Source organism: Burkholderia sp. Ap-955 (genome assembly GCF_011753045.1).
Taxonomy (GTDB): Bacteria; Pseudomonadota; Gammaproteobacteria; order Burkholderiales; family Burkholderiaceae; genus Burkholderia; species Burkholderia lata_D.
Window position 1 is genome coordinate 1 of the sequence record NZ_VWWH01000231.1, and the last position, 677, is coordinate 677.

Sequence of the window (677 nt, forward strand, 5' to 3'; positions counted from 1 at the left end):
TACGCGATTCGCACGCAGACGGGCGCGACGCGCAGCGCGCCGTCGCGCGACGCGTCGTCGGCCACCGCATCGACATCGGCCTGCCGCCCGGCGACCACGAACGCGTCGCCGGGATTCGCGATCGCGATCGCCGCGTCGCGACCGTCGCACAACCGCGCGAGTTGCGCGCGCGTCAGGCCGCGTACGAACACCATCCGCTCGTCGCCGCCGCTCGCGGCATCCATCGCGCGCGCACGCGCATCGGCCAGGTCGAGCGCGGCGTCCGGCTCGATCATTCCCGCGACGCTCCACGACGCGACTTCGCCGACGCTGTAGCCGGCGACGCAGCGCCGGCGCGGCCACACCGCGTCGAGCAGCACGGCGGCGGCGAGCGCCTGGACCGTGCAGAGAATCTGCGCGGCACGGTTTTCGCGCAGCGCATCCGGCCCGGCCTGCCGGACCCACACGCGAGGATCGTCGCCGAGGAGCCGGCCGGCATGCGCGAACAGCGCGTCGGCCTGCGGCGCGGCGCCGGTCAGGTCGAACATGTCGGCGCGCTGCGCGCCCTGCCCCGAACAGAGGATGGCCAGCATCACCGCGCGCCCTCGTCAACGTCGAACGCATCGACGAAGACGCTCATCGCGAGCAGGTCGGCCGCGCCGCCCGGGCTCAGCCGCCGTGCCACGAACGCACGATGC

At 74.4% G+C, this 677-nt stretch carries 2 protein-coding genes; both read right to left on the reverse strand.

Features of this window, described 5'->3' with window-relative positions:
• The coding region (locus tag F3J15_RS37495; protein WP_166897871.1) for an acyltransferase domain-containing protein at positions 1-575 on the reverse strand (575 nt) is incomplete at its 3' end.
• A partial coding sequence (locus tag F3J15_RS37500) for a triphosphoribosyl-dephospho-CoA synthase (RefSeq protein WP_205191161.1) occupies positions 572-677 on the reverse strand: 106 nt, incomplete at its 5' end. The genes F3J15_RS37500 and F3J15_RS37495, both read right to left, overlap by 4 nt.